The sequence below is a fragment of the Pseudomonas sp. 28 E 9 genome (assembly GCF_900004785.1).
Classification (GTDB): Bacteria; Pseudomonadota; Gammaproteobacteria; order Pseudomonadales; family Pseudomonadaceae; genus Aquipseudomonas; species Aquipseudomonas orientalis_A.
Map to the genome: position 1 here is coordinate 11,845 of NZ_CVTK01000002.1, position 19,725 is coordinate 31,569.

A 19,725-nucleotide genomic window follows, 5' to 3' on the forward strand; every position below is an offset into this window, starting at 1 on the left:
GGGCAGCGACATCCATTGTCATCTGTCGGTCATCTGCAATGCCTAGGCTGGCATGCAGCAGCACGAGCCCATGAAGAGCGCGTTTTATGCACCTGAACGGTGCTGGTCTAGTCCAGATAGGTAACGTTGATGCGTGACGAGGCAATCAAGGCGGTAACCTCCATCGGCCTGGCGCTGCAAGAGCAGATCGATCATGGCCTGTTGCCGCCTGCCAGCAAGCTGCCCGCCGAACGCAAGCTCAGCGAGTTGTTTGGTACCACCCGGATTACCGTGCGCGAAGCCTTGTTACAGTTGGAGGCCCAAGGGCAGATCTATCGCGAGGAGCGCAGGGGCTGGTTCGTCTCGCCACCCCGGCTGGCCTATAACCTGATGCAACGCAGCCACTTTCACGCGATGGTCAGCGACCAGGGGCGTGTGGCCTCCACTGAGGTTATTTCGGCGCGCCTGCAACCGGCGTCGGCGGCGGTGTGTGCGTGGCTGCGGCTGCCGGCGTTGTCCAGCGTGATCCAGATTTGCCGGGCGCGCAGGATCGACGGGCGTCTGGTGCTGTACGTGGAGCACTACCTGAACCCCCACTATTTCCCGGACATCCTGGCGTGCGATTTGAATCAGTCGATGACCGAACTCTATGCGCGCAAGTACGACTTGCACTACGGGCGGGTGCGTTTCGAGATCGTGCCGACCTCATTGCCGGTGGAAGCCGCCGCTGCGTTGCGCGTATCGGTGGGCAGCCCGGGCTTGCGGATCGCCCGGGTCAACTATGACCAGCACCAGCGCTTGATCGATTGCGACCTGGAGTTCTGGCGCCATGACGCGATTCATGTGGGGGTGGACGTTAAGGCATCAGCGTCTTGATCACCTGGTCCACATTGGTTTCCAGCTCTGTCACAGGATCGGCACCGTCTACATTCAACACCAGCAGGTTGGCGCCGCCGGCACTGACAGCCGCTTTCACGGCCTCACTCGGCTGGCGGTGGTGCAGCACCAGCGCCACCTCATTGTCCTTCAACTGCGCACTGAGCGTTTGCAGCGCCTCAGGCGTCCAGTCTGCATCCGGACGCGCATCGGTACCGAGCACTTCCAGGTTCAAGCTGCTGACCAGATAGGCGAAGTGATCGCTCAAGCTGACCACACTCAGATTATCGGCCCTGGCCAGGCGTGCCTCGCTGTCGGCGGTGAGCTTGAGCAGGCGTTGCTTGAGCGCGGCCAGGTTAGCGTCGATCTGTGTTTTGGCGCCCGGCGCCAGGCGGCTCAGGTCGGCCGCCAACACATCGGCCATGCGTCCCATGTTGTTGCTCGACTGCCAGGGTTGGCTGTTCAAGCCATCGCTGACGCCCGGCTGCACGGCGATGCCCGGCAAACCGCCGTCCACCGGGCGCGCAGCGTCGACTTCGACAATACGGATGTTGCTGCGCCGCGCCACCGGGTAGAGCGGGTCATCGGCCCACAGCGAGCGCAGGCCGATGGCGGCATCGGCATCCTGGGCCAGTTGGCTCAGCGCCGACGCACCGCGCCCGGTGAAGTAGGACACTTGCCGCGAACCGGGCAAATTGGCGGGTGCCGCGCGTTCGAGCTGCACATCGCAGCCTTTGAGCAGCACTTCAGCAAGGCCGTAGGTGATCGGCAACGACGCCAGCACCTTGACCGGTTTTACCGATTTGGTCTTGGTCAGCGCGGCATGGCCAAGGCCATGGTTGGCAACGAAGTCCCTGGTTTGAAAACCATCCACGACGGCGAGCGCCGAGGTGCTGAGCAAGCAGGCAATGGTCAGGGCCATTGGGCGAAAGACAGGGCGCATTATCCAAGATTCCCTTTGAGGCTGGGCACTGTGCCGCGCGCGATGGCGGCGAGGGCGAAGGCGATGCCGGCAACCAGAATGATCGCGGCGCCGGACGGTACAGGCAGGTCGAAGATGATCGGCAGCAGGATGCCGCACAGGGTACTGACGGTAGCGATTGCCACCGAAACCCAGAAGAAGCCCTTGAGCGACTGACTCAACAGCCGCGCCGCCGCCGCCGGAATCACCAGCAGGGCACCGACCAGGATCGCGCCGATCACCTTGACCGCCGCGACAGTGATCAGCGTCACCAGAATCACGAACAGATAGTCCAGGGTCTTCACCGCCACGCCGCGCACTGCCGCCAACTGCGGGTTGAAGCTGGCGAGCATGATGCGGTTGTACAGCGGCAGCGCCAGGGCCATCACCAGCGCACCGACCACCGCCAGCACCAGCAAGTCGTTGCCGTTGACCGTCAGCACCGAGCCAAACAGCACGTTTTCCAGAATGTGCACATTGATCTTGCCGGCCAGGGTCAACAGCAGGCTGGCGCCCAACGCCAGGGACACCGACAGGAACACGCCGATCAGCGTATCCGGCGCCAGGCCGGTGCGGTTGCGCAGGTAATTGAGCAGGATGCCGAACAGCAGGCAGTAGCCGAACAGGCTGCCGTAGGGCCCGGTGTAGGGTTCACCGAGCAGGATGCCCACGGCCACGCCGGTCAGGGCGGCATGGCCGACCGCTTCGGAGAAAAACGCAAAGCGCTTGACCACCACCAGCGTGCCCATTCCGCCCAGTACCGGGCCGATCAGCAACCCGGCGAGCAGCGCGTTGACCACAAAACCATAGGCCAGCGCCTCCGGCAAATAGCCGGAAGAGGCCCAGCCCTGGACCATCAGGCGAAACGCTTCATAACTCATTGCGCCAGGCTCCGAGGGTGAGTGGAAAACAAGGTCAGCAGGCGATCCGGGGTCAGCGCTTCCCGGGGCGTGGCGTCGAACAGCACGCGGCGGTTCAGGCCGGTGACACGGTCGGCCAGACGGCCAACGGCTTCCAGGTCATGCTCGACCCACAACACGGTAATCCCGGCCAGTCGCCAGTCCCTGAGCAAACGCTCGAATACCTGGATACCGGCTTCGTCCAGCGCCGACATCGGCTCATCCAGCACCAGCAATTGCGGCGCAGGTATCAGGCCCTGGGCCAGCAGCACACGCTGGCGCTCGCCACCGGACAGCGCCCCCATGCGCCGCTTGCGCTTGTCCTGCATGCCGACCCGTTCCAGCGCCTCGCCAATCGCGCCGGCGTAGTGCCGGGACAGGCCAAGAAACGCCGGCCGCCGCTGGCACATGGCAGCCATGAAATCATCCACGGTCATCGGCAAACCCCGGTCGAACTCCAGGGCCTGGGGCACATAGCCAATGGTGCCCGGTGTGGCCGGCCATTCCAGGCTCAATCGGCCCTGATGGGGCGTTTGTCCCAGCAGGGTCTTGATCAGTGAACTCTTGCCGCCGCCATTCGGGCCGACCAGCGCGTGGATGCTGCCGGGCTGAACCTGGAAACTCACGCCATCGAGAATCACGGTACGGCCCAGGGTCAGCGCGACGTTGTCGAAGTCCAGCGTCGGGCCGTTGCTTGCAATGTTCAGGTGTTCTGCCGCCGTCATGTTCCCGACTCCTGGATCGCCCGGACCACGGTATTGAGGTTGCCGGTCATTTCCACTTCGTACTTCTGGGCGCTGTATTCGCCGTAGGAAATATGTGACAGCGGATACAGCTTGACCCCGGATTCACGCTGGATCGTATCGACATAGGTGGACGGGAAATCCATTTCCGAGAAGATCACTTTCACGTCCAGGGCGCGCAGTTCATCGATGGTTTTCTTCAGCTGGCTGGGGCTCGGTTCGATGCCGTGGGCCGGTTCGACCACGGCGGTGACTTCCAGGCCGAACTCGCGCAGCAGGTAGTCGTAGGCCGCGTGCACCGTGGCTACGCGCAGGTCCGGGTTGGGTGCGCTGGTCAGCTTGGCCAGGGCGTCGGCGCGCATTTGGCGCAGACGCTTGCCGTAGGCGCGGGCGTGCTGGGTGTAGGCCTTGGCGTTGTCCGGGTCGAGCTTGCCCAACTCGCGGGCGATGTTATTGACCTGGGCAATCGACGCGCTGATCGACAGGAATGTGTGCGGGTTGACCACCTTGCCCGCACCGCGCGCGGCATTGCCGGTGGCGGCCAGCAGCGGCACATTGGCGTTGGCTTCGATCACCGGGATATCCGGGCGCTCGCTGGTGGCAATCATGCGATCGGCGAAGTCGTCATGCCCCACGCCATTAAGCACGATCACGTCCAGGGTGCCGATGCGCTTGATGTCTTCGGCGCGCGGCTCGTAGGCATGGGGGTTGAAGCCCGCCGGAATCAGCGGCACCACGTCGGCCTTGTCGCCGACGATGTTGGCCACGTAGCTGTAGTAAGGATGCAAGGTGATGCCGATGCGCAGGCGTTTGCTCGCTTCGGCATTCGCCAGGGGAGCGAGGACCAGGCTGAACAGGCCAACCAGCAACAGGCGCAACAGGGGAGATGAAATGGACATGGGCACTCGGTCTTCTCGTTCAGTGGCGGTGCTGGCGGGTCACGCCGGCATCGAATTGCGCGACCACCTGTTGCCAGCCGGCAGCGATCAGCGCCTGGTCAGTGAGGTCGGAGGGGACGGCCAGGTGTTTGCCACGGTTGAGCCAGATATCCGGCTCGGCGCCTTGCACACGCATCAGCAACGAGCCACTGGTGTCGGTGGCCTGGCTCAAGCCCAGGTAGGTCGAGGGCGCGAGCAGTTGCCAGCGATGATCGCCACGGCTGACGGAACTGGCGTCCTGGGCGAACGGGGCAAAGCCTTCTTGCGCCAATTGGTCCGGCGTAGGCAGGGCGTTCTGCTCTTGCTGCAGCAGGTGGATTTCATCCAGAGTCACCCGCAGGTCGGCGTAGATGCCTTGTTCGGCGGCGCTCAGGTCGCGCCGGGCATCCAGCTGGTGGCTTGGCAGCGCCGCGACCTCTTGGGTTTCACCGTGCAAGGCCACCACCGTTCCCGCCACCGCCAGGATGATCAGGCACAGCAACAGCACATAGAGGGTTTCATGCCCCGCGCCGGCCGGGCGCACTACCTGTACGGTACTCATTGCGCCTGGATATCCGCTTGGTCGATTTCCACCACGTGACCGGGGCCGGCATCGAACAGTACATAGAATTCGGCCGTGGGTTTCTTGAAGGTCAGGGTCGAATCCTCACCGAGCTTGCCCGGCACCAGGATGGTCTCGTCGTAGCCGATCACATCCAGGGTCACGCCCGGAGCGCCGCTGCCGTCGGAGAATCCGCCCTTGCACTGGATCTGTTCACCGGGGATTTCCTTGCACTCGCACATCGGGTTGTGAGCGAGGGCAAGTTGACTGAAGCCGGTACTGAGCAACAGTACGCAACCGGCAGTCAGGCGTTTGAATATCATGGTTTGACTCCTTGCTTGTTCAACCAGGCAATGGTGGCAGGCGAAGCCTGGCTCAGCGGGATGGAACCCTGGTGCATGGTGCCGTCCCAGCCTTCCATGGTGACCCACAGCTCGGCATCGATCGGCGTGCGTTCCGGCACCGGCACGATGGCGCCCATGCGGTACGGCGTACCGAAGAAGATCACCCCGGCGGCCCGCAGGCTGCGGGGCTTGCCGATGCGCAGGTAAGTGGCCTTGACCTGCTCGGCACAGGTGGCGCACAGGGCGGCGTTAAACGCTTTCATCGGGCCGGCCGGGTCCGGGCGCGGGCCTTCGTTGCGAAACTCGGCGAGGGTCAGGCTCCAGGGGCCGACTTGAATGTCCCCGGCGACCCGCTCGCCAATGCCGGCATCCCCGCGAAACAGGGCGGCATCGGCAAAATACTTGGGCATGAAGCCCAGCGGCACCAGCAACAGCAGGATGTTTATATGGAAACGCCACTTCAGCCACCAGGCCCGCAGCGGTGAAGAGGGTTTGGCCGCGACTCTGCTCATCAGTGAGTCTCCGAGGTTTCAGCCTGCAAGGCTGGGGTGGGCACAGGCTGGCGCTGGGTCTTGGCCTCGCGTTTGAAAGCGTTGAGGGTGGCCAGGGCGGTGCGCTTGGTCCAGATCAGCAAGCCGCTCAACACCATCATGCTCAGCACCAGGCCGAAGAAGGCCCAGATCAGCTTGATCCACAGGCCGCCAAAGTCACCGGTGTGCAGCGGGCGCATGGACTCGGTGACGAACTCCAGTGCGGTGCGGTCGGACAGCAGGTGCGATACGGCGATTTCACCGCTGTAGGGATTCAGTTGCGCGGTCTGGAACATCAGCGGGTACCAGCCGCGCCCGCCGATCTGCAGGTGGCTGTAGGCATTGAGCGGCAGGAAGGCAAAGGTGGCCTCCAGCCCGGGGATGCGCTGGGTGGCGATTTTGATCGCGTCGTCCAGGGCAATCATCGGGGCCGGCACGCCGGGTGCGGACAGCGGCACCTTTTCCCGGGCAATCACCGGCACGATGGGCTCGCTGGAAATGGAGATCTGGTTGTCACCCAGGATCGCCTGGATCAGGAACCAGGTGCCGGTGATGGAGATGACGGCGATGAACCAGATCGACCAGATACCGCTCAGGCGGTGGAAGTCGCCCCAGAAAATCCGTGCGCCGTGACGGATGCGCAGGGTGGGGCGCAAAAAACCTTTCCAGAAACGCTTGTACACCACCAGGCCGGTAACCAATGAGGCCAGCAACGGCAGGCCGAGCAGCGACACCAGGTACCAGCCCCAGCTGTAGCCATTGGTGAACGGCACCAGCCACCAGCCGTGCAGGGCGCGGGTGAATTGCTGGAAGTCGAAGGCCGGGCTGATGCCTTGGAGGGCGCCCGTGTAGGGGTTGGCATAGGCATCGACCGAACGCCCGTCCGGATAGCTGAGGCCGACCATCAACGCGAAGTGCGATTCGTCGGGACGGATGATCGAGCGCACGATGACCTGGGGCTCGTCGCGCTTGATGGCGGCGATCACCTGGTCGAAGCTCAGCGGTTGGGCATCATCGGACGGCTTGCTCGCGCGGATATCCGGGTTGGCCAGCCAGACGATTTCCTGGCTGACCACCGCCAGGGTGCCGGTGACGCAGACGATCAGGACAAAGAACCAGATGGGCAACGCCAGCCAGCTGTGTACGAGAAACCAGAGTTTTGAGCGTGACTTCTTCGACATGTGGATGAGGGTCTTGATGGAAGGGGCGATGGAGGCCCGGAAAAGGCCGGTCGTAGCTTTTGCTGACGCGACGGGCTGTATCTAAATTAAGACGAATGAGAATGAGAAATCCCCAGGCGAGAAATGAAAGAAAATGTTTCAGGCGCGCAGCGGGCCGTACGCATGGCCACTGATCGTGCGTGATTGCATCCACGGACGGGGTGCACGCCGAGGCAGAGTGATAAGCGCGGAACTACGTAGTTATATAAGTATAAAAATAATCTCGCGGGAAGCTGAACGGGTTATTGACGGTGTTATTTACTTTTTAAATGAATGCATTTTAACGGCTGAATACCTATGTTTGCGGGAGGTGGACGCAGGCCTGGGTTGAAACCTGAAAAAAAAGCAGGGATATTGTATTGACGCTGTCGAGGGCTTCGGCTTTAGTAGGTGTCGGCATGGAAGTCAGATAATTTTAAAAAAAGGAAGTGCATTAAATGACCGTCTCCGTCGCTTATCCGACCCCCCTTATAATAAGTTGTTGTTACTTTCCTGCGTGGCTGATTGCATCGGCCAATTGATCGCCGCCTGCCTCCCAAGTCGATTGTCATTGTTGCGAATATCGCTGTTCCCGCCGGGGAAGGGCACGCGTTCATATGCCTTAACAGAGAGTACCTACTCATGTCGATTTTTGATCAAGAAATTCACCGCTCGGTGCAGTGGCAGGACTGGCGTTGGCAGCAGAAGAATGCCCTGCGTGATGAACCGAGTCTTCGCGCTGCCTGCGGTGGCTGGGGCGAGGAAACGACTGCGCACATCGAGCATAACCTGCTGGGGCGCAAGATGCAGATCACGCCGTACTACATTGATCTGATCAGGCGCTCCGTCACCAGTGGCACCGTCATGGACCACCCGCTGTGGCGGCAAGTGGTGCCGTACTGGAGCGAGCAGGTCGAGGGTGATTACGATGGCACCTCCGAGAACTGGGAGCTGGGCCATGAAATGAAGACGCCCATCTGCCAGCACAAGTACGACAATCGCGTGATCCTGCGCACCACCAATACCTGCAATGCCTATTGCCAGTTCTGCTTCGAAGCGCTGCGCACCTTGCAGGTGGGCACGGACAAGGCCAACGCCAGCCGGGATTCCTTCATGGAGTCGGTGGCGTACATCCGCGCCAATCCGGCCATCGAAGAAGTGATTCTCAGCGGCGGCGATCCGCTGATGCTGGCCGACCGCAAGCTCGAAGAATACCTGGCCGCGCTGCGCGGGATCAGCGATGACCTGCTTATCCGCGTTCACTCGCGGGCCTTGAGTTTCAACCCGTTTCGCGTGACCGATGAGTTGATCGCGATGCTTGAAAAGTACAAGGTCAATGCGTTTGGCGTGCACGTCTGCCACCCGCTCGAACTCAGCGCTGACTTTGCGGTGGCGGTCAAACGTATTCAGGGTGTGGTGCCGATCGTGTTTTCCAATATGCCGTTGTTGCGCGGCGTCAACGATGATGAAGCCACACTGCATAAACTGTTTATCGATCTTTATCGCTTGGGTGTGAAGCCTTATTACTTATATCACTTCATGCCGTTTTCTCCCGGCGCCTCTGAATACAAGGCGTCGATCAGTCAGGCCATCGCCATCATGGATCGCCTCAAGCGGCGAGTGTCCAATATTGCCCTGCCCGAATATGTTCTGCCGCATGCACAAGGCAAGTTTACGGTGCCGCTGCTGGACTTTGAAAAGCCCGAGGACTTGCCGTACTTCGAAGTTCGCGATGGGCAGCGTCATTACCGATTCCGTAACTGGGAAGGGCAGTGGTGCAGTTGGCAGGATGCCTGAATAAATTGATGGACTAAGGCGGTATAAAACATGAAACAGGACGCCATCCTTTTTATCGATGTCGATGACAGTACGTCTGTTCGTTATAACTACCGGGAGCCGCACTTCGCGGCTGCCCGCGTCCAGGGCCTGGTGTGCTTGACGGCGGGCGTGGCAGGGCGCACGCATGTGCAACGGCTCAGGGATGACAGTGACTCGGTGTTCCTGCTCGACGCGCTCAACGAGCAGGCCATTCTGGCGTTGGTCGGCCAGCTCGATGGGCAGTATCAGATTCGCGGGATTTTCTGCCAGGCCGGCCATCCGTCCGCGCTGGGCGAGGTCGGTTGTATCGTTGCGCGAGCTTCCCAGCGCCTGGGCCTGGTGCATAGCCGCCCCGAGGCGGTGGCGGCGTGCAACAACAAGTTCCTGATGCGCAGGGTGCTGAAGCAGCACGGCATTGCCTCGGTGCCGTTTGCGCTGTGCAATAACGAACAGCAGCTCCAGCAACAGGCCGAACGGGTCGGTTATCCGCTGATCGCCAAACCGCCATTTGGCGGCGCTTCGGCGTTTATCAGGAAATGCGCCAATTGGGCGGAACTGCGCAGCCACTACGCGCTGTTTGTCAAAGACCACGCCACGGCGGCGTACGCGGACTTCTATGGCTGTGCGCACACCCTACTGGAGGACGACGGCCAACGGCATGCCTACATTCCCGGGCGCAGTCTGTTGCTGGAGGGCTACATCCCCGGTATCGAAGGCAGCGTGGAGTGTGTGGTGGCCGGCGAGCGTGTGCATCCACTGTTGATCAACGAAAAACTGTTGCTGACCGAGCGCAGCGGCACGGTGCTCGAAAACCTGCTGATTTCCCCTCCGACCTCCTTCACCGACCGCGAGTGCGAGCAGATCCGCGCGTACGCCGTGGCGTGTCTGAAGGCGGTCGGCCTGACCAACGCCGTGGTGCATTTCGAGTTCCGCATGACCCCGCAGGGCCCTGTGGTGATCGAGATCAACCCGCGCGTGGGCGGGCTCTATGTCAACGCGGCGTTCCGCGATCTGGCCGGTATCGATCCCTATCAGCTGTATCTTTCGTTGCTGACGGGTGAGCAGGGCATCGACGCGCAATTGGAAGCGGGCGCCCGCAAGGTGGCCGAGGCCGGGCAACATTACGCGATGCTGGCGATCTACCCGCAGCACAGCGGTCGGTTTCAAGGCATTGAAGGCGTGGAGTTCCTGGAACAGAACGTCGCGGTGCTCGAGTATGCCCAGCAGGAGCCAGGGCACATGATCGATGCGGATATTGAGGAGCACTATCTGCTCAAGTGCTGGGCCAGGGTCGCGGACGCTGCCGATGCGCGCGCACTGCATGACGCGGTCGGCCAGCACTTGCGCGTCATCATCGACAACCCGGTGGCAGGCTAGCGATATGGATATCCCGACAGTTTCCGCGCACTTGCGCGAGCACCATTACTGCCATCGGCCTGACTTTGGCGAGTTGGTCAGTGTCGAGGCGGGCGAAGAGCAGAGCTTTCGCGCGTACTGGGCCAACCTGGTGCGCGACGAGGCATTCAAGGCGTACACCCATCGCGAGCGGCGTATTCTGCGCTATCGTTTATCACCGTCACGGCAATTGCAGATCGACCGGAGCACCGCGTTCAAGTCGCCGGTCACCTACGCCGTCAACTATCGCCAGGGGGTGAACCATTTGAGCTACAGCGAGGAAGGCTTTATCGAACATCCGCTGATGCGCAAGCTGCTGGCCACCGACCTGGCGGTGATCGCACCGCACCTGGGCGAGCAGAGTCATACCATCGATATCCACCAGTTTCGTGTGCGGGCGGACGCGCAAGCGTGCAGCCCCACCACGTCGGGGATTCACCAGGATGGTCTGGATTGGGTATTCATGCATTTTATCGGCGAGCACAACACATTGCCGGTGATCTCGGAGGTGTTTACCAGTGATGAGGAGCACAGTCGCGTGTTGAATCTGCCGATGACGCGCTTCCTGGAAACCCTCGTGATCGATGACCGAGGGCTCTACCACCGCGCCGGCGATGTGCGGCCGAACGTAGCGTCGTCACCGGCCTGGCGCGACATGCTGCTGGTCAGCCTGCGCAGTGTGCCGGATGATCAAGCGGCGCCGCCTGCATGAGCCACGATCAACAGCTGTACCTGTCGATCCGCAACGCGCGGCTGATCATCTTCGCTCGCGGCGTGTCGGACTTTGGCGCTTTCCTCAACATGGTGGCCTTGTCCACCTATGTCTACTGGCTCAGCCAAAGCGTGGTGTTCGTCAGCATCTTCCTGGCGTGCCGCGTGACCGGTGGCATTGTCGCCAGCCTGTTCGGCATCCCGTTTTTCCGGCGTTTCGCCGGGCGCGGCACCCTGGCCGGGCTGGACCTGGCGCGAGCGCTGCTGCTGACGCCGTTGCTGCTGCTGATCCCTGCGCATCAACTCAGCCTGCTGCCGTTTATCGCCTTCGGTATCGGCCTGTGCAATTCGCTGTTCGCCATCGGCCTCAACAGCCAGTTGCCAACCTGGGTTGCCCTTGAACAGCGGGTCGATACCAACGCCTGGATCACCTCGGCGGCCGCGACCGGCGCGGTGTTCGGCAGCTTGCTGTCGGGGCTGCTGATTGCCACGGGGGGATTCGAGTCGGTATTCGCGGTGAATATCGGCACCTATGTGATAGCCGCTTGCCTGGTCATGCCACTGCGTGCGTTGTACAGCGTTACCGTCGCCGCGCATCGCGGCCTTTCGGCGGAGTGGCGCGCGTTGACCAGGGGGCTGCGCGGCGCGCCGGTGCTGGCCGCGATGTTGCTGATCAGCATGCTCGACACCCTCGGCAGCGCGGCGCATAACGTCGGCTGGCCGGTGCTGTCCCAGTACATTTCCCCGGACACGGCCAAAACCGTGATGGGTTACCTGCTGGCGGTCTGGGCCTGTGGCAAGTTCATCGGGGCGCGTATCGCCAGTGCGCTGTTGAAGGGGCGCGGCACGCCAGGCATGGAGCGGTTGTTCATGGTTGGCGTGGCGCTGATGTCCAGCGGCTTTATCCTGACGTTCCAGCAAACCCAATTGTGGCTGGCGCTGCTGTTGGTGGTGTGGGCAGGATTGGGCGACGGGCTGTCCGAAGTGGCGTTGGTCTCCCGCGCGCAAAGCGAACCGGACAGCTTGCGACTGCCGCTGTTCAGCCTGTTGGTCCTGATTCAGATGGTGGGCTTTGGCGTGGGGATGCTGGTGGTCGGGCCGTTCTACGTGACGTGGACGCCGGCCCAGGTGATCGTGCTGTTCCATGGGCTACCGCTGACGGCGTTGGGCGTGATGACCGTGTGGCTGGGGTGCGCGGCTTACCGGGGCCGACCGGACGCGTCGGGTTCACCGCCCACCCGTTGATCGCCACTGTGGAAGGGCGCCGGCGTCCTTCCACTGGGGCGTGAGCTCAGGACTGCTCAGTAGGCTCCAGCAACTGCGCGCCCGGTCCGCGCTCACCAAGTTGGTCGCCCTGGTTGCGCAACGGGCACGCCTCCATCGACAGGCACCCGCAGCCTATGCAGCCATTGAGCTTGTCGCGCAGCATCGACAGTTTATTGATCCGCTCATCCAGGTCTTCCCGCCAGCGTGCCGACAGGCGTGCCCAATCCTTGGCGGTGGGCGTTCGGCCATCGGGCAACGCCTGTAATGCCTCGCCGATGGTTGCCAGCGGAATGCCCAGGCGCTGGGCGATCTTGATCACCACCACCCGCCGCAACACATCCCGTGGGTAGCGCCGCTGGTTGCCGGCATTGCGATTGCTTTTGATCAGCCCCTTGGTTTCGTAGAAATGCAGCGCAGTGACGGCCACGCCGCTGCGGGCAGCCAACTGGCCAACGGTGAGTTCCTTGTTGAGCATAAAACCCCCGATTCAGCGCTTGACCTTGACTTAACTAGAGGTTTTACCCTGCATGGCACTGGATCGCAAGATTCTGCCTACAAAGAAAGGGGAGTGTTCATGCAGGTATCAGAGAAGAGTCGCGGCTTCACACAGGTGATCGAATTTCACATCGACCCGCGCCATCAGGCGGCCCTGGTGGCGGCCTTGACCGTGCAAAGCGAGCGACTGGCGCAGAGTCATGACGGCTTTTTGCTTGCGAGCGTGCAGGTCAGCGATGACGGGCGGCGGGTGCTCAACTACCTGCAATGGCAATCCCGTGAGGATGGCGAGGCGGCATTCAGGCGCTTCGAGCAGGGCGGTGAGGATTTCTGGACGCTGATCCGCGTGCACCGGGCCAAGGCGGTAATCTTTGATTCGTTCCAGGTGCTGCGCAGTTTTGAGCGCAGCCATGACGACGCCTTGCACTGCCGCCTAAATGGATAGGTGCAGCATCCGCTCGCCCTGCAGGTTTTCCCCCGGCCTGCGCTTGTTCACCGCCAACTCGCCGATCTTGATCAGCCGCGCGCGCGTGACGTTGCGGCTCAAGCCCAGGAGGCTGGCGGTGTGCACCTGGTTGTAGTGGCTGAAGCGGTAAGCGGCGCGTAGCAGCGCGTCCTCGACCTTCTCGTGCAGGGCGCCGGCCTGTTCCTCGAACAGTTTTTGAAAGGCCCGCGCGAGCAACGCTTCGGCGCTGTTGTCGAGGCATTGCTGGCTGTCGTCCTGGCGTTCGATGCGCAGGTTCGACAGGCGCAGATCGTCGCGTTCGATCACGCTGTTGCGGCAGATCAGCAACGTGTGATGGATCACGTTTTCCAGCTCACGAATATTGCCCGGCCAGCTGTAGCTCTTGAGTTTGTGCTCGGCCTCGCGGCTGATGGTGACCGGGCCATAACCCAGGCGTCGGCTGTAGGTGTCGATAAAGTGTCGGGTCAGCGGCAGGACATCGCCCGGGCGCTCGCGCAGTGGGCTGAGCTCCAGGCTGACCACGTCGAGACGGTAGTAAAGGTCTTCGCGAAAATGCCCGGCGTTGATGGCTTTTTCCAGTTGTACATTGGTTGCCGCCAGTACCCGCACATCGATGGGAATACTCTTGCGCGAGCCCAGGCGTACCACTTCACGTTCCTGCAGCACCCGAAGCAGCTTGACCTGGATCGGCAGGGGCAAATCGCCGATTTCATCGAGGAACAAGGTGCCGCCATCGGCCTCTTCGAACCAGCCCGCCTTGGCGCAGAGGGCGCCGGTAAAGGCGCCTTTTTCGTGGCCGAACAGCTCGGCTTCGACAAGGGATTCAGAAAACGCCCCGCAGTTGACCGCCACGAATGGCCGGTTGCGCCGCGCACTGAGGTTGTGGATGTGCCGGGCTACCAGCTCCTTGCCGGTGCCGGTTTCGCCGATGATCAGCACGCTGGCTTCGCTCGGCGCCACTTGCTGGATGTGGTCGAGCAAGGCCTTGGATTTCGGGTCTTCGAACACTTGGGCCGTGGCTCGAATGGAGGTCGCGAGCGCAGGCGAGGGGGGGAGGGTTAATAACTGCATGGACACCTCTCTTGGAAATAAAATGCGGGAATTGCCTTTGGCGTGGCGCGGCAACATTGGCGGGCAGCGTTGTTTATAGAGGGATTCTCATATTCCGTAAATTAATTGATTTACATATTTATAGATCATAAAGAAATAACCGGTTGTGATTATCGAATCTGCTGCAACGGTTGATAGCGACTATCGAGGACGGTGATTTTTCAGCGTGCGGGGGCGGGAGTAGCCTGTGTTCATTGATTCGACACCTCCTTTGCAGGGCCACCGCCATGATCCGCTCACTCGCTGTTTCGCTGTTGCTTGTCACCTCTGTGCTCGCCGGATGCGCGACCCATCCATCCCCGGAGCTGCGCCCCTACTCCGCCCAGGAAACCCGGCAACTGGCGCTGGAAGCGCTGAGTCGTCGCGGTTTGTCATTCGATGACTATCAACACCAGCGTGCGGCACTGACCGGACAGCCACTCAAGTCGTTCGGTTTTGATCATCAGGGCGAAATGAATGCCGAGCGCAGCGTAGCCCTGAAGGATCGGCCCAGTTGAGCGGTGCGGTCGCGGTGAAGAGCCCGGGTTTCCCATCAGGAATCTCGGGTTTTTTGTTTTCCATGGCGTGACTTCAGCCTGTTAAGCTGAATTTCAGGAGCGTTCCTACGCACATTTTCATAAAGTGGTCCTTCTTTAACGGCATCCGATCAGTTAAACCTGACAACCTCTGTTCTGTTCGATGCCCCCGCGACACTGCTCTCGGGAACACGCTCTGCGAGTTTTTAACACCATGAATAAACGTCCGTTGTATTTCGACTACGCCGCCACCACGCCGGTGGATGAGCGCGTCATCCAGGTGATGGTTGAGTGTCTGGGCTTCAATGCCAATTTCGGTAACCCTGCGTCCAGCTCCCATGCGTTCGGCCAGGCGGCCCGGCAAACGGTCGAGCAGGCGCGTCAGCAGGTGGCCGAACTGGTCGGCGCGCAGCCCGAGCAAATTGTCTGGACCTCCGGCGCCACCGAGTCCAATAACCTGGCGATCAAAGGTGTGGCCCAGGCCCGTGGCGTAACCGGCGGGCATATCATCACCAGCCAGATCGAGCACAAGGCGACGCTCGACACTGCGCGGCAATTGCAGGATGCCGGTGTGGCGGTGACCTACCTGGTGCCTGATGCCGACGGCCTGATCAGTGTCGAAGCGGTCAGTGAGGCGCTGCGTGAAGACACTTTCCTGGTGTCGCTGATGCTGGTCAATAACGAACTGGGCACGTTGAACGATATCCCGGCCATCGGCGCCCGGGTGCGTGAGCAGGGGGCGTTGTTCCATGTGGACGCGGCCCAGGGCGCGGGCAAGGTAGCCATCGACCTGGCGCAGTGGCCGGTGGACTTGATGTCGTTTTCGGCCCACAAGCTTTATGGTCCGAAGGGCATCGGCGCGTTGTACGTGGGGCCTCGCGCGCAGCAGAAGGTACTGGCGCAGATTCATGGCGGCGGTCATGAGGGCGGCTTGCGTTCGGGTACCCTGGCGACTCACCAGATTGCGGGCATGGGCACGGCGTTCGCCCTGGCGGCGGCGTCTTTTGCCGAGGAGAAGGCACAAATCGTGGCCTTGCGTCAGCGTCTGCTGGATCAGTTGGGGTCGATTGCGGGCGTGCGCCTCAACGGCAGCCCCACCCAGCGAATCCCTCATACCCTGAGCCTTACGTTCAGCGAAGGCGAATTCAACCCCAGTGCGTTGAGCGCCGGCATTGCCTTTTCGGCGACTTCAGCGTGCAATTCGGCGAGCAACGCGCCGTCCCATGTGCTTCTTGCACTGGGGCATGACGCGCGCAGCGCCGGCCGTACCATTCGCTTGAGTCTCGGCCGCTTTACCACCGAGCGGGATATCGACGAAGCGGCACAACTGATCAAGTCGGCCCTGGCCAGCGCACCGGCGTTCTGGGCGGTCTGAAACTTGTCCGCAGTCCATAACAATTATTAGTGGTTAGCAGGAGACACAATGAGTACGCAGCCTTTGACCTCTGGAACGGTTCCCCAGCGCCTGGCGCAGACCCGTGAGCTGATGCGCCGGGAGGGCATTCACGCCCTGTTGGTGCCGTCCGCGGATCCGCATTTGTCCGAGTACCTGCCGGGATACTGGCAGGGGCGCCAATGGTTGTCGGGATTCCATGGTTCGGTGGGAACGCTGATCGTCACCGCCGATTTTGCCGGTGTGTGGGCCGACAGCCGCTACTGGGAACAGGCGACCAAGGAACTCAAAGGCAGTGGCATCGAACTGGTCAAACTGCAGCCGGGCCAACCCGGCCCCCTGGAGTGGTTGGCTGAACAAACCCCGGAAGGCGGTGTGGTGGCCGTGGATGGCGCGGTAATGGCCGTGGCGTCGGCACGGACCCTGGGTGGCAAGCTGGCTGAGCGTGGCGCGCGCTTGCGTACCGACGTCGACCTGCTCAATGAAGTCTGGCACGACCGCCCGGCGCTGCCGAACCAGCCGATCTATCAGCATCTGCCCCCGCAAGCGACCCTCAGCCGTGGCGACAAACTCGCAGCCCTGCGCGCCAGCCTGAAAGACAACGGTGCTGACTGGCATTTCATCGCGACACTGGATGACATCGCCTGGTTGTTCAACCTGCGCGGCGGCGATGTCTCGTTCAACCCGGTATTTGTGTCTTTCGCCTTGATCAATCAGCAGCAGGCCACTTTGTTCGTGGCGCTGAGCAAAGTTGATGCCGAGCTGCGGGCGGCACTCGAGCGTGATGGCGTGACCGTACGCGATTACAGTGACGTGGCCGACGCGCTGCGAGCTGTACCGGCAGGGGCAAGCCTGCAAATTGATCCGGCACGCGTCACGGCCGGTCTACTGGAACATCTCGACGCCGGTGTGAAGCGGGTGGAAGGCTTGAACCCAACCACCCTGGCCAAGTCGCGTAAAAGCCTGGCTGATGCCGAACATATCCGTCAGGCCATGGAGCAGGATGGCGCCGCCTTGTGCGAATTTTTCGCCTGGCTGGAAAAGGCCCTGGGGCGCGAGCGCATTACCGAATTGACCATCGATGAGCATCTGACGGCGGCGCGTACCCGCCGTCCGGGTTATGTATCGCTGAGTTTCAACACCATCGCGGCCTTCAACGCCAACGGCGCGATGCCGCACTACCACGCCACGCCAGAAGAGCATGCGGTGATCGAAGGCGATGGCTTGTTGCTGATCGACTCGGGCGGCCAGTACCTGGGTGGCACGACGGATATCACGCGCATGGTGCCCATCGGTACGCCGAGTGATGAGCAGAAGCGCGATTGCACGCGCGTGCTCAAGGGTGTGATTGCGTTGTCCCGTGCTCATTTCCCCAAAGGCATCCTGTCGCCGCTGCTCGATGCCATCGCGCGTGCGCCGATCTGGGCCGAAGGCGTGGATTACGGTCATGGTACCGGGCACGGTGTAGGGTATTTCCTCAACGTGCACGAAGGCCCGCAAGTGATCGCCTACCAGGCGCTGGCCGCACCGCAGACGGCGATGCAGCCGGGCATGATTACGTCGATCGAGCCGGGTACCTACCGCCCTGGGCGTTGGGGCGTGCGGATCGAGAACCTGGTGTTGAACCGCGAAGCGGGGACGACCGAGTTTGGTGAATTCCTCAAGTTCGAAACGCTGACGTTGTGCCCGATCGACACCCGTTGCCTGGAGCCGTCCTTGCTCAGCGCTGATGAGCGCGAGTGGTTCAACGCTTATCATGCCCAGGTACGCGAGCGTCTGAGCCCATTGCTCAATGGCGATGCACTCGAGTGGTTGCAGGTGCGTACAGCGGCTATCTGATTCAGGACTGGCTCGGGGCTTCGAGTACGAAGTCCTGACGGTCCCGGCTGAAGACCGCGTCGCATCACCGGCGCTGGCTACCCATGCGACGCTCTTGTTGTGCGTCGCTCAGGTACCTATTTGCAAATGACGATCATGCTGCGACTGGTATAGCCGGCAGGGTTGAGGCCGAACGGATAATCCCCTGGCTCCTCGGAGTTCTCGCCGGATTTGGCGATAACCCGATATCCCTTGGCACCGCATGAATTGGCTGCGCTGGTGTAGCACTGGTCCCATGAGGAGGACAGGCCCGAACAGTTGATGTGCAGTCCTTTCTTGCCCCGTTTCACTTCTGTTTTTGTGGTCGCGGCACACCCAGCAATGCCTACGACCAGCAACAGTATCAAAATTCGATTCATTCCAATCCTTAAATAGCCGCTTCGCAAAAGGATCGAAGCCGGCCTTTACTCGCTCTCGAGCGTAGCGTTCATGCTGTCCGTGTCGAACTTCTCCATGAAAGACATCGTTTACCAGCCTAAACATGGCCTAAATGAGCGTTAAATACCAGAGCTGCCTGCAAAGAGCGTCAGTCGGCGGCTACCAGCGGTTTGGATTCGTTGCGCATTGTCAGCGTGGCACCGACGGAAGCCAGGATAATGCAGGTGATGGCCAGCCATTGCGCGAGCGTCAGTTGCTCATGCAGGAAGAACAGGCCGGAGAGGGCGCCAAACGCCGGCTCGATACTCATCAAGGTACCGAAAGTGCGAGCGGGCAGGCGGGTGAGCGCAACCATTTCCAATGTGTAGGGCAGGGCCGTGGACAAGATAGCCACGCCGATGGCCACAGGAATCAGCGCGGGGCTCAGCAACGCGGTGCCGGCGTGCACGATGCCGATGGGCGCGACGAACAGAGCCGCGATCATTACGCCGAGCGCGGCGGTCTGCACCCCGTTATCGTTCCCCGCCTTCTGGCCGAACAGAATATAGAGCCCCCAGCAAACGCCGGCGCCGAGTGCATACGCGGCACCCACCACGTCAATGCCACTGCTGGCTTCGCCCATCGGAATCAACAGGAGCAGACCGATGACTGCGAGCGCGACCCACAAAAAGTCCACTGCCCGGCGCGATGCATAGATGGCGACGGCGAGCGGGCCCGTGAACTCCAGGGCAACCGCAATACCCAGGGGGACGGTGCGCAGCGACATATAGAAGAGAAAGTTCATGCCGCCCAGCGCCATCCCGTAGACCACGACCGTGCGCAGGGACCTGGCCGTCAGCTTGGCGCGCCATGGGCGCAATAGAAGCAGCATGATCACGCTGGCGAAGATCAGGCGCAGGGTGGTGGTTCCTTGCGCACCAATAATCGGGAACATGCTTTTGGCCAGCGAAGCGCCGGACTGGATGGATGCCATCGCGATCAACAGCAGGCCTACGGGGAAGAGTACGGAGGCCGGGCTGCGGGGTGGGGTGGTCATTAAAGGTGTTGTCCGAAGTCATATATAGAAGGGCAGAAGGATCATGATGCTCAACTGTTACGAACTGCGCAATATATTGCTCAGTTGAGCAAGCGCTAAGGGGTTTCAAGCGGGATTGATAGAAAGTTCACATTAACGATTGACGTAGAATTTTATCTGTCTATAATTCGCCCCACTTCCGGCGCAGTCGAAACGGAAAACTCCTTGGTAAACAATGAGTTAAGCAAGTTTTGACAGCAGGTTGCTTCAGTTCA

21 protein-coding genes are annotated in these 19,725 nt (G+C 61.3%); 9 read left to right on the top strand and 12 right to left on the bottom strand.

The genetic code is table 11. The features are described from left to right. The first annotated feature begins 129 nt into the window (after positions 1 to 129). Positions 130 to 855: a UTRA domain-containing protein gene (locus BFQ00_RS00065; protein WP_065888224.1), complete on the top strand. Its 726-nt coding sequence runs from the start codon at positions 130 to 132 to the stop codon at positions 853 to 855. Here the strand turns inward: BFQ00_RS00065 and BFQ00_RS00070 are convergent. The 8 genes from BFQ00_RS00070 to BFQ00_RS00105 are packed head-to-tail and all read right to left on the bottom strand — an operon-like array spanning position 836 to position 6,992. Beyond that, positions 836 to 1,798, bottom strand: a complete 963-nt coding sequence (locus BFQ00_RS00070) for a metal ABC transporter solute-binding protein, Zn/Mn family (RefSeq protein WP_065932256.1) — start codon at positions 1,796 to 1,798, stop codon at positions 836 to 838. The two genes, BFQ00_RS00065 and BFQ00_RS00070, sit on opposite strands and share 20 nt — an antisense overlap. Further along, on the bottom strand, positions 1,798 to 2,697 hold the full coding sequence (locus BFQ00_RS00075) for a metal ABC transporter permease (RefSeq protein WP_065932257.1): 900 nt from the start codon (positions 2,695 to 2,697) through the stop codon (positions 1,798 to 1,800). The genes BFQ00_RS00070 and BFQ00_RS00075 overlap by 1 nt, the downstream gene beginning before the upstream one ends. Next, entirely contained in the window at positions 2,694 to 3,440 is a 747-nt protein-coding gene (locus BFQ00_RS00080; RefSeq protein ID WP_065932258.1) for a metal ABC transporter ATP-binding protein, read from the bottom strand. The genes BFQ00_RS00075 and BFQ00_RS00080 overlap by 4 nt, the downstream gene beginning before the upstream one ends. Beyond that, positions 3,437 to 4,357, bottom strand: coding sequence for a metal ABC transporter substrate-binding protein (locus tag BFQ00_RS00085; RefSeq protein ID WP_065932259.1), 921 nt, complete (start codon positions 4,355 to 4,357; stop codon positions 3,437 to 3,439). The genes BFQ00_RS00080 and BFQ00_RS00085 overlap by 4 nt, the downstream gene beginning before the upstream one ends. 19 nt (positions 4,358 to 4,376) lie before the next feature. Continuing rightward, positions 4,377 to 4,937: a DUF6162 family protein gene (locus BFQ00_RS00090; RefSeq protein ID WP_065932260.1), complete on the bottom strand. Its 561-nt coding sequence runs from the start codon at positions 4,935 to 4,937 to the stop codon at positions 4,377 to 4,379. Further along, positions 4,934 to 5,260 carry a hypothetical protein gene (locus BFQ00_RS00095; protein ID WP_065891637.1) on the bottom strand — a complete coding sequence of 109 codons (327 nt, stop codon included), beginning with the start codon at positions 5,258 to 5,260 and terminating at the stop codon, positions 4,934 to 4,936. Before BFQ00_RS00095 ends, BFQ00_RS00090 begins: the two co-directional genes overlap by 4 nt. Then, on the bottom strand, positions 5,257 to 5,793 hold the full coding sequence (locus BFQ00_RS00100; protein WP_065932261.1) for a thiamine pyrophosphate-binding protein: 537 nt from the start codon (positions 5,791 to 5,793) through the stop codon (positions 5,257 to 5,259). Before BFQ00_RS00100 ends, BFQ00_RS00095 begins: the two co-directional genes overlap by 4 nt. Beyond that, positions 5,793 to 6,992 (bottom strand): PepSY-associated TM helix domain-containing protein, encoded by a 1,200-nt coding sequence (locus BFQ00_RS00105; protein ID WP_065932262.1) that lies wholly within the window; start codon positions 6,990 to 6,992, stop codon positions 5,793 to 5,795. The genes BFQ00_RS00100 and BFQ00_RS00105 overlap by 1 nt, the downstream gene beginning before the upstream one ends. A 660-nt stretch (positions 6,993 to 7,652) precedes the next feature. Here BFQ00_RS00105 and BFQ00_RS00110 point away from each other — a divergent pair. Genes BFQ00_RS00110 through BFQ00_RS00125 form a run of 4 tightly spaced genes read left to right on the top strand, consistent with a single transcriptional unit; the run spans position 7,653 to position 12,179 of the window. Then, the gene (locus tag BFQ00_RS00110; RefSeq protein ID WP_065932263.1) at positions 7,653 to 8,807 is read left to right on the top strand and encodes a KamA family radical SAM protein; all 1,155 of its coding nucleotides are present in this window, start codon (positions 7,653 to 7,655) and stop codon (positions 8,805 to 8,807) included. A gap of 30 nt (positions 8,808 to 8,837) precedes the next feature. Beyond that, on the top strand, positions 8,838 to 10,205 hold the full coding sequence (locus tag BFQ00_RS00115) for an ATP-grasp domain-containing protein (protein ID WP_065932264.1): 1,368 nt from the start codon (positions 8,838 to 8,840) through the stop codon (positions 10,203 to 10,205). A 4-nt stretch (positions 10,206 to 10,209) separates the two neighbouring features. Beyond that, positions 10,210 to 10,935, top strand: a complete 726-nt coding sequence (locus tag BFQ00_RS00120; RefSeq protein WP_065932265.1) for a 2OG-Fe dioxygenase family protein — start codon at positions 10,210 to 10,212, stop codon at positions 10,933 to 10,935. Beyond that, positions 10,932 to 12,179: an MFS transporter gene (locus tag BFQ00_RS00125; protein ID WP_065932266.1), complete on the top strand. Its 1,248-nt coding sequence runs from the start codon at positions 10,932 to 10,934 to the stop codon at positions 12,177 to 12,179. Before BFQ00_RS00120 ends, BFQ00_RS00125 begins: the two co-directional genes overlap by 4 nt. Positions 12,180 to 12,225: 46 nt before the next feature. Here BFQ00_RS00125 and soxR read toward each other — a convergent pair whose 3' ends face one another. Then, positions 12,226 to 12,675 carry a redox-sensitive transcriptional activator SoxR gene (gene soxR, locus BFQ00_RS00130; protein WP_065932267.1) on the bottom strand — a complete coding sequence of 150 codons (450 nt, stop codon included), beginning with the start codon at positions 12,673 to 12,675 and terminating at the stop codon, positions 12,226 to 12,228. A 99-nt stretch (positions 12,676 to 12,774) separates the two neighbouring features. Here soxR and BFQ00_RS00135 point away from each other — a divergent pair, with 99 nt between their 5' ends. Then, positions 12,775 to 13,140: an antibiotic biosynthesis monooxygenase gene (locus BFQ00_RS00135; RefSeq protein ID WP_065932270.1), complete on the top strand. Its 366-nt coding sequence runs from the start codon at positions 12,775 to 12,777 to the stop codon at positions 13,138 to 13,140. On the opposite strand, the gene BFQ00_RS00140 is transcribed toward BFQ00_RS00135, so the two are convergent. Beyond that, the gene (locus tag BFQ00_RS00140) at positions 13,129 to 14,232 is read right to left on the bottom strand and encodes a sigma-54 interaction domain-containing protein (RefSeq protein ID WP_065888238.1); all 1,104 of its coding nucleotides are present in this window, start codon (positions 14,230 to 14,232) and stop codon (positions 13,129 to 13,131) included. The genes BFQ00_RS00135 and BFQ00_RS00140 overlap by 12 nt on opposite strands. 266 nt (positions 14,233 to 14,498) lie before the next feature. Between BFQ00_RS00140 and BFQ00_RS00145 the strand changes: the two genes are divergently transcribed. The 3 genes from BFQ00_RS00145 (at position 14,499) to BFQ00_RS00155 (ending at position 18,018) form a co-directional block, all read left to right on the top strand. Then, positions 14,499 to 14,768 (top strand): hypothetical protein, encoded by a 270-nt coding sequence (locus tag BFQ00_RS00145; RefSeq protein WP_065888239.1) that lies wholly within the window; start codon positions 14,499 to 14,501, stop codon positions 14,766 to 14,768. Between the two features lie 232 nt (positions 14,769 to 15,000). Then, on the top strand, positions 15,001 to 16,161 hold the full coding sequence (locus BFQ00_RS00150; protein ID WP_065888240.1) for a cysteine desulfurase family protein: 1,161 nt from the start codon (positions 15,001 to 15,003) through the stop codon (positions 16,159 to 16,161). A 48-nt stretch (positions 16,162 to 16,209) separates the two neighbouring features. Continuing rightward, positions 16,210 to 18,018, top strand: a complete 1,809-nt coding sequence (locus tag BFQ00_RS00155; protein ID WP_065932268.1) for an aminopeptidase P family protein — start codon at positions 16,210 to 16,212, stop codon at positions 18,016 to 18,018. A gap of 116 nt (positions 18,019 to 18,134) precedes the next feature. Here BFQ00_RS00155 and BFQ00_RS00160 read toward each other — a convergent pair whose 3' ends face one another. Together BFQ00_RS00160 and rhtA are read right to left on the bottom strand one after the other, a co-directional pair. Further along, on the bottom strand, positions 18,135 to 18,416 hold the full coding sequence (locus tag BFQ00_RS00160; RefSeq protein ID WP_065888242.1) for a hypothetical protein: 282 nt from the start codon (positions 18,414 to 18,416) through the stop codon (positions 18,135 to 18,137). A gap of 167 nt (positions 18,417 to 18,583) precedes the next feature. Beyond that, positions 18,584 to 19,471 carry a threonine/homoserine exporter RhtA gene (gene rhtA, locus BFQ00_RS00165; protein ID WP_065932269.1) on the bottom strand — a complete coding sequence of 296 codons (888 nt, stop codon included), beginning with the start codon at positions 19,469 to 19,471 and terminating at the stop codon, positions 18,584 to 18,586. Between the last annotated feature and the right edge of the window lie 254 nt (positions 19,472 to 19,725).

Coding starts and splice junctions, on each gene's coding strand:
- BFQ00_RS00065 (WP_065888224.1), top strand. CDS start 130: ATGCGTGACGAGGCAATCAAGGCGGTAACCTCCATCGGCCTGGCGCTG.
- BFQ00_RS00090 (WP_065932260.1), bottom strand. CDS start 4,937: ATGAGTACCGTACAGGTAGTGCGCCCGGCCGGCGCGGGGCATGAAACC.
- BFQ00_RS00150 (WP_065888240.1), top strand. CDS start 15,001: ATGAATAAACGTCCGTTGTATTTCGACTACGCCGCCACCACGCCGGTG.
- BFQ00_RS00075 (WP_065932257.1), bottom strand. CDS start 2,697: ATGAGTTATGAAGCGTTTCGCCTGATGGTCCAGGGCTGGGCCTCTTCC.
- BFQ00_RS00095 (WP_065891637.1), bottom strand. CDS start 5,260: ATGATATTCAAACGCCTGACTGCCGGTTGCGTACTGTTGCTCAGTACC.
- BFQ00_RS00125 (WP_065932266.1), top strand. CDS start 10,932: ATGAGCCACGATCAACAGCTGTACCTGTCGATCCGCAACGCGCGGCTG.
- BFQ00_RS00155 (WP_065932268.1), top strand. CDS start 16,210: ATGAGTACGCAGCCTTTGACCTCTGGAACGGTTCCCCAGCGCCTGGCG.
- BFQ00_RS00100 (WP_065932261.1), bottom strand. CDS start 5,793: ATGAGCAGAGTCGCGGCCAAACCCTCTTCACCGCTGCGGGCCTGGTGG.
- BFQ00_RS00120 (WP_065932265.1), top strand. CDS start 10,210: ATGGATATCCCGACAGTTTCCGCGCACTTGCGCGAGCACCATTACTGC.
- rhtA (WP_065932269.1), bottom strand. CDS start 19,471: ATGACCACCCCACCCCGCAGCCCGGCCTCCGTACTCTTCCCCGTAGGC.
- BFQ00_RS00160 (WP_065888242.1), bottom strand. CDS start 18,416: ATGAATCGAATTTTGATACTGTTGCTGGTCGTAGGCATTGCTGGGTGT.
- BFQ00_RS00070 (WP_065932256.1), bottom strand. CDS start 1,798: ATGCGCCCTGTCTTTCGCCCAATGGCCCTGACCATTGCCTGCTTGCTC.
- BFQ00_RS00105 (WP_065932262.1), bottom strand. CDS start 6,992: ATGTCGAAGAAGTCACGCTCAAAACTCTGGTTTCTCGTACACAGCTGG.
- BFQ00_RS00080 (WP_065932258.1), bottom strand. CDS start 3,440: ATGACGGCGGCAGAACACCTGAACATTGCAAGCAACGGCCCGACGCTG.
- BFQ00_RS00145 (WP_065888239.1), top strand. CDS start 14,499: ATGATCCGCTCACTCGCTGTTTCGCTGTTGCTTGTCACCTCTGTGCTC.
- BFQ00_RS00085 (WP_065932259.1), bottom strand. CDS start 4,357: ATGTCCATTTCATCTCCCCTGTTGCGCCTGTTGCTGGTTGGCCTGTTC.
- BFQ00_RS00115 (WP_065932264.1), top strand. CDS start 8,838: ATGAAACAGGACGCCATCCTTTTTATCGATGTCGATGACAGTACGTCT.
- soxR (WP_065932267.1), bottom strand. CDS start 12,675: ATGCTCAACAAGGAACTCACCGTTGGCCAGTTGGCTGCCCGCAGCGGC.
- BFQ00_RS00110 (WP_065932263.1), top strand. CDS start 7,653: ATGTCGATTTTTGATCAAGAAATTCACCGCTCGGTGCAGTGGCAGGAC.
- BFQ00_RS00140 (WP_065888238.1), bottom strand. CDS start 14,232: ATGCAGTTATTAACCCTCCCCCCCTCGCCTGCGCTCGCGACCTCCATT.
- BFQ00_RS00135 (WP_065932270.1), top strand. CDS start 12,775: ATGCAGGTATCAGAGAAGAGTCGCGGCTTCACACAGGTGATCGAATTT.